The 9,371-nt window shown below is 36.4% G+C and carries 10 protein-coding genes; 7 read left to right on the forward strand and 3 right to left on the reverse strand.

Translation table 11 applies throughout. From position 1 onward, the window contains the following. Position 1: 1 nt before the first annotated feature. Entirely contained in the window at positions 2-1,060 is a 1,059-nt protein-coding gene (locus tag BUC12_RS17595) for a DUF6340 family protein (RefSeq protein ID WP_062178594.1), read from the reverse strand. 290 nt (positions 1,061-1,350) lie between these two features. Here BUC12_RS17595 and xseB point away from each other — a divergent pair, with 290 nt between their 5' ends. The 7 genes from xseB (at position 1,351) to BUC12_RS17630 (ending at position 7,152) form a co-directional block, all read left to right on the forward strand. Then, positions 1,351-1,548 carry an exodeoxyribonuclease VII small subunit gene (gene xseB / locus BUC12_RS17600; RefSeq protein ID WP_062178597.1) on the forward strand — a complete coding sequence of 66 codons (198 nt, stop codon included), beginning with the start codon at positions 1,351-1,353 and terminating at the stop codon, positions 1,546-1,548. Between the two features lie 3 nt (positions 1,549-1,551). Further along, complete coding sequence (locus BUC12_RS17605; protein WP_062178600.1) at positions 1,552-2,211, forward strand: 2-C-methyl-D-erythritol 4-phosphate cytidylyltransferase; 660 nt, start codon at positions 1,552-1,554, stop codon at positions 2,209-2,211. A 542-nt stretch (positions 2,212-2,753) separates the two neighbouring features. Continuing rightward, the gene (gene rpoN / locus BUC12_RS17610) at positions 2,754-4,211 is read left to right on the forward strand and encodes an RNA polymerase factor sigma-54 (protein WP_062178603.1); all 1,458 of its coding nucleotides are present in this window, start codon (positions 2,754-2,756) and stop codon (positions 4,209-4,211) included. Positions 4,212-4,415: 204 nt separating this feature from the next. Next, complete coding sequence (locus tag BUC12_RS17615; protein ID WP_139262111.1) at positions 4,416-4,859, forward strand: hypothetical protein; 444 nt, start codon at positions 4,416-4,418, stop codon at positions 4,857-4,859. Between the two features lie 157 nt (positions 4,860-5,016). Beyond that, positions 5,017-5,523 (forward strand): 5-(carboxyamino)imidazole ribonucleotide mutase, encoded by a 507-nt coding sequence (gene purE, locus BUC12_RS17620; RefSeq protein ID WP_062178609.1) that lies wholly within the window; start codon positions 5,017-5,019, stop codon positions 5,521-5,523. Positions 5,524-5,561: 38 nt separating this feature from the next. Then, positions 5,562-6,170 (forward strand): SIS domain-containing protein, encoded by a 609-nt coding sequence (locus BUC12_RS17625; RefSeq protein ID WP_062178613.1) that lies wholly within the window; start codon positions 5,562-5,564, stop codon positions 6,168-6,170. A 40-nt stretch (positions 6,171-6,210) separates the two neighbouring features. Then, positions 6,211-7,152: a glycosyltransferase family 2 protein gene (locus BUC12_RS17630; protein WP_062178616.1), complete on the forward strand. Its 942-nt coding sequence runs from the start codon at positions 6,211-6,213 to the stop codon at positions 7,150-7,152. Here BUC12_RS17630 and BUC12_RS17635 read toward each other — a convergent pair whose 3' ends face one another. Both BUC12_RS17635 and BUC12_RS17640 read right to left on the reverse strand, forming a co-directional pair. Then, positions 7,153-8,160: a glycosyltransferase family 2 protein gene (locus BUC12_RS17635; RefSeq protein WP_062178619.1), complete on the reverse strand. Its 1,008-nt coding sequence runs from the start codon at positions 8,158-8,160 to the stop codon at positions 7,153-7,155. A 15-nt stretch (positions 8,161-8,175) separates the two neighbouring features. Beyond that, entirely contained in the window at positions 8,176-9,051 is an 876-nt protein-coding gene (locus BUC12_RS17640; RefSeq protein WP_062178621.1) for an alpha-1,2-fucosyltransferase, read from the reverse strand. Positions 9,052-9,371: the final 320 nt, after the last annotated feature.

Raw genomic sequence — 9,371 nt, forward strand, 5'->3', positions numbered from 1 at the left:
TTCAATCTTGTGACGGCTTGTATTTATCAAGCATTTTGAATTCGTTGAATCGTTGTAACAGTTCGCTTTTATATTCTTTAGCCCATTCGTAGTTCTGCATATCGATACTGGTTTGTGCCGATTTTTCGAATAAGTCGGATGCTAATGTTATCCATTTTATCGCTTCCACCAAATTATCAGTCAACTCGTAGCTAAGTGCTATGTTAGAAGCAAGGCGAGCCTTTCTTTTGTCTTTTATTTCTGTGTTATACGCCGTTTCCCATATCTGACGGGCTTCATCCCATTTTTCAGATTCTGTTAGTTTAATGGCATCTTTGCATTCGTTGAAGTATTGTCTTACCTCTTCTTTCCAATAAGGGACGAGTGCTGTTGCTATTTTTTCACCCATGTATTCAGCTGCTATTTTTAGAGATTCTTCCCTGCCGGGTAGTGTGTCTTCCGATACAAGGTGATTGTTATAATACAGTTCGGTCCAGTAAATACTGTCCGACATACTTAACGATGGCGAAATTTGTACCCCTTCTTTCGAATATATACTGAAAGCTGCACTCATTTTCAGATCCAGAATTTTTGCTCTTGTGCCAATATCATCTACATCTTCTTTCAGGTTCGATTGTACAAGAAATCTGTCGAGGGAGATAATAGCGTCTGAATTAGATATATTGCATACTTCCTTTGCCGTGAGAGAATCAATCGGACGTGTTTCCAGATATGAAAGATCTTCCCGGAGTGGCTGGTCATATATAGATACTTCCTTGAAATGGTTCAGGCTGATAAGTTTGTCGTATACAGATTCCGACAAGATAATGCCTAAGCTATCGGTAGAAACGGTTACTTCCTCCAGATCGGGCTTTCCTTTTCCTTTGTACTTCTGGGTGGTTTGTCCGATAAATTCGGGTTGGGTAACAAGGTTGTTTGTAATTATTACATTGTTTATATTACCAGACAGCATTACTTCTGCCGGTTTCTGTACATTAATAACCAATGCTTTTGGAGTAGTACAATTTGTAAATAATACAATTGTAAATGCAATAACAGGTAAAAAGAAAGATTTTCTCATAGTCAGCTATGTTTTGCTTCTATATATACTTAAACAATAAAACAATTTGGAACGTTTAGGCATATAGAGACAAAAATAGTAAATAGGTTGGATAGGTTGCTGTAAATATGTTTTTTTATTTTGCGGTGGTAATTATTTTTAAGGTTTGAATAAAATAGCTAAGTTTAAAGTCTCAGACCTTTTTTGTTTGTTTTGTAAATAAAAGGACAATAGGTGGTTATGCTCTGAAAATGTATTGTTAAGTACCTCTTTCTATTAAAAACGGAGACAAATTATATAAAATTGCAGATATGGCTAAAAAAGAAAAGAGTTATACCGAAGCGTTGAATGAGCTTCAGGATATTCTCGATAAAATCGAATCGGGAGATCTCGAAGTAGATGTTTTAACCGATGAAATCAAGAAGGCATCAGAATTACTGAAGCTTTGTAAGGATAAATTGTATAAAACGGATGCGCAAATCAAAAAGATAATTGAAGAAATAGAGTAAAAGATGAACAATGTAATTATTGTAGCCGGAGGAAAAGGCTTGAGAATGGGAAATGACCTTCCTAAACAATTTATGGTTGTCGGTGGGAAGCCTGTATTGATGAGGACGATCGAGTCTTTTCATAACTTCGATAAATCGATCCGGATAATTATTGCTCTTGCAAAAGATTATCGTGAGCACTGGTCTTCGCTCTGTAAAGGATATGGTTTTACTGTACCTCACGAAGTTGTTGATGGAGGTGAAACCCGTTTTCATTCTGTGAAAAATGCTTTGGATTTAGTCGGAGATGGACTTGTGGCTGTTCATGACGCAGTTAGACCTTTCGCTTCTAATGAGTTACTGCATATGTGCTTCGCTTCGGTAAAAGTACATCAGGCGGTGATTCCGGTAATTGATGTAACGGATAGTTTGCGTGAAATTACCGATGAAAACGAGAGTAAAATTGTAGACAGATCTAAATTCAGGCTTGTGCAAACGCCCCAGGTGTTTGAAACTAAGCTATTGAAACAAGCTTATGATGTCGAATTTTCGGATATTTTTACCGATGATGCTTCCGTGGTGGAAGCTTTCGGGCATAAAATTTATTTGGTGGAAGGAGAAAAAACGAATATAAAAATAACGACGCCTTTTGATCTTCAATTGGCGAAAGTGATTTTAAATTGAGTTTTTTGAAAGAATAAGAATCTATAAGTTTAGTAAGCCTTTAAATCTTTATTTAGAGGCTTTTTTTATTCTCTTTTTTTGCAGTATTTCTTCTTCATTTTCCTTTTTTTATCTTCATTATTTCAGTCTTTATAAAGTTAATATTTGTGTAAAATACCGTTGGTATATATAACTGGTTGATTTTAATGTATTTATTTATATATTCTTATTTGTAATTTTAAAGTCTGAAATAAATATAAAAAATGTGTAATATCCGAGTGTTCTGTATTATTATTGACTGTTTTTAATCTGCTAGAATAAGTTTTGAATTGTTACCTGATTTTTTCAGGTTTATTTATGCGGTTAGAGGTGTTTTGTAGTCATTCATTTAGTCTCCGAATGGTAATCTAAACAAGTTTCTTATTGTTTTTGTTTTCCCTTCCATTCGTTTTTTTATTGTGTAAAAAAGGGTGTATTTTCCATATTTCATATTACTTTAGAGTTCGTTAGGCGTCAACCAAACTATTTATTATTTTTGTATATATTAAACCAGTCAGATATAGATGGCTCTTAAACAACAGTTACAGCAAAAGCAACAACAACGCTTATCGCCATTGCAAATGCAGGTGATAAAGTTGACGGAATTGCCCAATATCGAACTTGAAGAACGAATCAAGCAGGAGTTGGTCGATAATCCGGCTTTGGATGAGGGTCATGATGATTCGGACGATTTGCAGAATGGTTCTGATAATGAGGATTTTGACGATTCTTCAAATATTACTCAGGAAGATATAGCGTTAGGGGACTATCTGACTGAGGATGATATTCCTGATTACCGTTTGACTGCAAATAACTCATCGACGATAGCAAGGGAAGATATTCCTTTTTCTTCGGCAGAATCATTGCACGAATTTTTGATCGACCAGCTTCACCTGACCGAATTGAGCGAAGATGATGCTAAAATAGCGGAATATATAATTGGTAATATCGATGAAAACGGATATCTCGATCGTCCATTAAATGCTATATCCGACGATTTGCTGTTTCAGCAGAATATAGATGTTACGCAAGAATCTTTAAAAAGGATTTTGGAAGAAGTACAGTCTTTTGAACCTGCCGGAGTCGGGGCGAGGGATTTGCAGGAATGTCTGTTACTACAATTGAGACGATTACCGGAAGATACCGCTGTAAATAATGCGATACGCATAATGGACCGTTATTTTGATGATTTCTCGAAGCGTCATTTTGATAAGATCAAACGGTCGTTGAATGTTGATGACGATGAACTGAAGCAGGTTATACAAGTAATTACCGGATTGAATCCCAAACCGGGAAACAATTGGGGCGATGCTTTATCGTTGACAATGAATACTATTATTCCCGATTTTATCGTGGAAGCTTATAATGGCGAATTGTTTATGAGCCTCAATAACCGTAATATTCCTGAATTGCGAGTCAATCGCGAATATTCCGAAATGCTGCGCGGATATTCTGAAAATAAGAAGGGAGTAACGGCCGATACTAAGAACGCAATTGCTTTCGTCAAACAAAAACTCGATTCGGCCAAGTGGTTTATAGAAGCGATTAAGCAACGGCAGGAAACATTGCAACGTACTATGCAGGCAATAGTAGATTTGCAATATGATTTTTTTCTGACCGGAGATGAATCCAATCTCAGACCGATGATCTTAAAAGATATAGCGGAATTGGCAGGATACGATATCTCGACTATTTCGAGGGTAAGCAATAGTAAGTATGTACAGACTAACTTTGGTGTTTATCCTTTGAAATACTTCTTTTCGGAATCGATGCAAACAGATACGGGCGAAGAAATTTCATCCCGTGAAGTGAAAGCGATCCTGAAAGAATGTATCGAAAACGAAGATTCGAAAAAACCTCTTACCGATGATAAGCTAGCCGATATTCTGAAAGAGAAAGGCTATATAATTGCCCGACGCACAGTCGCAAAATATCGTGAGCAAATGAATATACCCGTAGCCCGGCTACGTAAAAACTTATAATATATGTGGAGAATAAGTACAAATCTGGCAAAGATTTACTCTTTTATATTTCAACCCCTGTTAATGCCATTCTATAGTTTGGTATTACTTTTTATATACACCAATTTTTTTAACCTTTATGTAGGGCAAACTCTACGGTTCTTATTGCCGGTATTGGTTTTTACCTTCTTTATACCTTCCCTTTTCACCGTAGTTCTGTTAAAAATGAGATACGTGAGAGATTTGGCTTTGAGCGATCGGGTAGACAGGATAATGCCTTATATGATCTTTATTGTATCTAACCTCAGTTTGACATATTTCTTTTATCAGTCTCATGTGTTGCTTTGGTTTATCGGGTTAGTTATAGCTCCGGCTGTAATAGCATTGGCGGGCTTGATTATTAATTTTTTCTGGAAGATCAGTGCACATATGCTTGGTATCGGAGGACTGTTAGGCGGAGTATTATCTGTTTGCTTTCATGTAAAAGCAACCAGTCCTGTATTCCTGTTTGCCATCCTGTTTATTCTCGCGGGACTTTTAGGCGTATGCCGTTTGTATTTGAGAGCAAGTACAGCTGCTCAGGTATATGTCGGATTTTTGGTTGGACTGGTTCTTGCTTACGGGTCTGTTTATGGAGGCTTGAGGCTCATGTTTTCATTCTTAAGATAATAGACCGCGTTTATTTGTTTGTATGTTTTGATAAAAGATTTTTAACGTGGTATATTGATGATGATCAGGAACTATAACCGATAATTCTTGTTATACTTAGTTGATAATAAATGGGTCGGAAGACCTTTAGTAAATCTTATTTTAATTATATCTGTATATGAAACCGCTTGTTGCGATTATTATGGGTAGTACATCTGACCTTCCGGTGATGGAAAAAGCTGCCAAATTTTTTGATGAAATGGAGATTCCGTTCGAGATTAATGCTTTATCGGCGCATCGTACTCCGAAAGAAGTAGAATCTTTTGCAAAGAATGCACGGGAAAAAGGAATAAAAGTGATAATCGCTGCTGCCGGTATGGCTGCTCATCTTCCTGGCGTGATAGCTTCGATGACTACTTTGCCTGTTATCGGAGTTCCGATCAAATCGTCGCTTGACGGTATGGACGCTTTGCTGGCAATAGTCCAGATGCCTCCGGGAATTCCTGTTGCTACCGTAGGTATCGATGGCTCGTTGAATGCGGCTATTCTTGCACTTCAGATTTTATCTACAGACAATGTAGAACTGCAAAATAAATTAGCAGCTTACAAAGAAGATTTGAAATCGAAGATTGTAAAGGCGAACGAAGAATTGGCTGCTGTCAAGTATAAGTTCAAAACAAATTGAGAAGTATAGTTCTTTTAGATTATTAGTACCACAATATAATGACTGTTGACGAAGTTAAAGAGATACTGAGAAGAGAATCCGAGGCCATTTTAAATATCCCTGTTGATGAGGCTTATAATAAAGCGTCTGATCTGATAGTAGAGCAGGTTCACCGGAAAAAAGGCAAACTTGTAACCAGTGGAATGGGTAAAGCCGGACAGATAGCGCAAAATATTGCGACCACATTCTGTTCGACCGGAACCCCCGCTATATTTCTACATCCGAGTGAAGCTCAGCATGGAGATCTCGGTATTTTACAGGAGAATGATATTATTCTTTTAATATCTAATTCGGGAAAAACCCGGGAAATAATCGAATTAATTTCATTAGCCAGATATTTGAATCCTTCGATTCAATTTATCGTTATCACAAGTAATCCCGAAAGTATCTTGGCAAAAGAGGCTGCTGCTTGTCTGTTGACCGGAAATCCCGATGAAGTCTGTTCTTTGGGGCTTACGCCGACTACTTCTACAACCATGATGACCGTGATTGGTGATATTCTGGTTGTAGATACTATGAGCAAAATTGGTTTTACTGCTGCCGATTATGCGAAAAGACATCATGGCGGGTATCTCGGAGATAAGTCACGTGATTTGAGTCAAGGGTAATACACCCTGTTTCTATTAATCTGAAAGAATATAAAGTACGATGAAAGTGTCTGTTTTAATACCTATGTATAATGCCGAAAAGTATATTTCGGCAACTATAGAAAATGTATTAAAACAGACATATTCTGATATTGAAGTTATTGTTGTAGATGACGGGTCTACCGATGAAAGTTATAATATTGCCCGCAGTTTTGAGTCTGGGAAAGTCAAAGTATTCCGGCAGGAAAATAAAGGAGCAAGTGCTGCCCGTAATCTCGCCTTCGAGAAATCATCGGGAAGCCTGATCCAATATCTCGATGCCGATGATATGTTATCTTATAATAAGATAGAATCTCAGGTTAGAATATTCGAATCCATCGGGGATAAAAACGCAATAGTAGCATCAGGCATTCTTCTTTTCGATGGCGATTTAATGTCATCCATTGCAATTCCTCATAAACAGGTATCTACAAAGTTACACAATAAACCTCTTGAGCTTTTAGTTGATATTTGTTGCGAAAGAAATATTGTTCAATCAAGCATATGGCTTGTTCATCGCGAATTGATAGAAAGGGTAGGTGGTTGGAATGAATCTTTAACTCTGAATGATGATGGCGAATATTTCTTCCGTGTTGTGGCTAAATCATCAGGAGTTTACTTCTGTTCGTCGGGTACGGTTTTCTATCGTAATACTCCACAAAGTTTGAGCAAACAAGTCTCGGAAAGAGCGGTGAAATCGCAGTTGGAGGCGACCCGTATTATGACGCGTGTAATGCTTTCACTCGAAGATAGTAAAGGTGTCCGGGGTGCTTGTGTAAATTATTATATGCAATATTTGACACGATTCAGAAGTGAATTCTATAATGAGCAGGCGGCACTTGATGTAAAAAAGCTAGGTTATAATATCCATACCTTTAAGAAAAGCCGTTGGCATCGTCTGTTTTACTCTATTCTTGGAGATGGATTAGCTACGAAATTGTCGCGGATGTATTATAAGTCATGATTACTTTTTCTTTGATAAAAACACTATTTGTCTAAAAGTTTCAATCCATATTGATATCTTGAAAGGGGCAAACCGGGGTTTATATATTTTCCTGTATTTTTTTTGTGCTATACATACTACAATCCATCTGCTCCAAAGAAATGCTATAAGAGCGTTTTCGTCATACCTTTTTGATTTTTTATTGGCTTCAATAATTTTAGAGAACCACTTATTCAGCTCGCCGAAGTCCGAAAAGCTACTTTTTACCTCTTTCTCTTTGCTGTCAAACTGGGAGAAGCTCACCTTGTGCAGGAATATTTCTTTCTCATCCGGGTTTAATCCAATAAATTCCAGTTCTCTGCGTATAATTTTTTCTTTTGCTTCGTTTTGTCGTTGAGAATTGAGAACCGAGACATTCCTATCGTGCCATCGGTACATCAGTAAAAATTGGGGAATATTTCCAACAATATGTTTTCGGGCGATACGGCACCAAAGATCATAATCTTCTGCATGAAGATAATTTTGATCGAATTGGTTTTCTTCCAGTACTTCTTTTCGGATCATCATACTGGGATGTACGAAAGGTACAGAGAAAAGTAAATTTATTTGCAAATATTTATTTTCGGTCTGATGAATTATTTTTCCGGTAATATTTTCGTCTTTGTCTATTATATGAGCAAAAGTTCCGCACATCGAACATCCGGAGTTCTGCTCCAGATAATCTATTTGCCGCTCGAATCTTTCGGGTGATGCAATATCGTCGGCATCCATCCGGGCAATGTATTTTCCTGAACACAGGCCGATGGCTTTGTTTAAAGTAAAGATAAGTCCGGAATTAACCTCGTTTTTGTAGTAATTAATTCGGTTATCGGAGTAATTAACTACGATGGATTCGCTATTATCGGTTGATCCGTCATTAATAACGATAAGTTCCCAATCGGTATAAGTTTGCCCGATAATACTGTCAATTGCTCTCGCCAGATAAGCGGAAGCATCATAAACGGGGAGTATGACAGAAATTTTGGGCATGTGTTTTTTGTAAGATTATAAAATTGTCCATCCTTCGGGAATGAAACCTTCGGGTGGGTTATTGTTTTTATCTGCTTTATACCAGATGGATGGGGCAATTACTATTTTGTCTCGGTTTTTATTTAACCATGCTCCCCACCAGCTGAACGAGCTGTTTGCAATTATATTGTGTGAACAGAGACTCATCAATTGCATATCGCGAAAACTATCCTCACCTTCGTTCCAGTCTATGAATGTATGATTTATATTTTGTAATTCAAGATTTCCCTTCACCCAATTCATATCGTCCGAAAAAATATAAAAGTGAGGGTTCTCCCTTTTTTCAGCTATGTAAGCTATTGCCTTTTGATAATAGCTGATATCCAATAACGCCAGATTGACATTCGGATTTAGATAATCACCTCTGCGTATATGCACAGATATGGACTCTTTAGATGCCATTTCTTCGATGATTTTGCTATTCTTTTCATCGATAGGTACGATGAATTCGAAATCATTCCTTAGAACGTCAGAAAAGGCTTTAAAATACTTTTCATTCTGAAAATATCCGAATAATGTCGAATTCTTCGATATTTTCTCAAATCTATTGTCGTATATAATCGTTTTTTGATCACGAAATACGTTGAATACCTTAAAAATAAACCGATTCAGATTGTATTTGTTATAGAAAGAGAATCCCTTTGTGATGATCTTAGTCTTCAAAGACCCCTTTTCTTCGGTTTTTATATCGAAAACATCGAGACCAAAGCTTCTTATTGTCGTTTTTGTCTTCTTTCTGAGCAAAAAGGTGTCGATCGATAGTCCGGTTTGCTTTTTTAGGCTCAAAGCACGTGATGCTGCATACTGAAACATCTGGTTTCCGAGTCCTCCTGATAAAATAACCGTGATCATACTTCTCCTTTTTTACTATTTTCTACCCAAAGTTAATAAGAAAACTTTATTCTTTATTCTTCGTTTTTTACAGAAGTTATTTTTGTGTTTTTTTCTGCTTTAGTTATATAATATTCATCTATATTTTTAGATAGTATATCTTGACTATCTATGTCTATTTTTGTTATTATTTTTTGAAAACTTTCTATATAATTATTTATTTAGAAAATATATTTTAAATTAAATTTTTATAGTTTTCTATTTTGTATTACTTATTTTAAATTATATATTATTTTATTCTCATTTTTTACTTGATATAACTTTATTAATAAAGTTAATTA

This window comes from Indolivaga macrotermitis, assembly GCF_900128985.1.
Taxonomy (GTDB): domain Bacteria; phylum Bacteroidota; class Bacteroidia; order Bacteroidales; family Dysgonomonadaceae; genus Dysgonomonas_A; species Dysgonomonas_A macrotermitis.

Coding starts and splice junctions, on each gene's coding strand:
- BUC12_RS17595 (WP_062178594.1), bottom strand. CDS start 1,060: ATGAGAAAATCTTTCTTTTTACCTGTTATTGCATTTACAATTGTATTA.
- xseB (WP_062178597.1), top strand. CDS start 1,351: ATGGCTAAAAAAGAAAAGAGTTATACCGAAGCGTTGAATGAGCTTCAG.
- BUC12_RS17605 (WP_062178600.1), top strand. CDS start 1,552: ATGAACAATGTAATTATTGTAGCCGGAGGAAAAGGCTTGAGAATGGGA.
- rpoN (WP_062178603.1), top strand. CDS start 2,754: ATGGCTCTTAAACAACAGTTACAGCAAAAGCAACAACAACGCTTATCG.
- BUC12_RS17615 (WP_139262111.1), top strand. CDS start 4,416: ATGAGATACGTGAGAGATTTGGCTTTGAGCGATCGGGTAGACAGGATA.
- purE (WP_062178609.1), top strand. CDS start 5,017: ATGAAACCGCTTGTTGCGATTATTATGGGTAGTACATCTGACCTTCCG.
- BUC12_RS17625 (WP_062178613.1), top strand. CDS start 5,562: ATGACTGTTGACGAAGTTAAAGAGATACTGAGAAGAGAATCCGAGGCC.
- BUC12_RS17630 (WP_062178616.1), top strand. CDS start 6,211: ATGAAAGTGTCTGTTTTAATACCTATGTATAATGCCGAAAAGTATATT.
- BUC12_RS17635 (WP_062178619.1), bottom strand. CDS start 8,160: ATGCCCAAAATTTCTGTCATACTCCCCGTTTATGATGCTTCCGCTTAT.
- BUC12_RS17640 (WP_062178621.1), bottom strand. CDS start 9,051: ATGATCACGGTTATTTTATCAGGAGGACTCGGAAACCAGATGTTTCAG.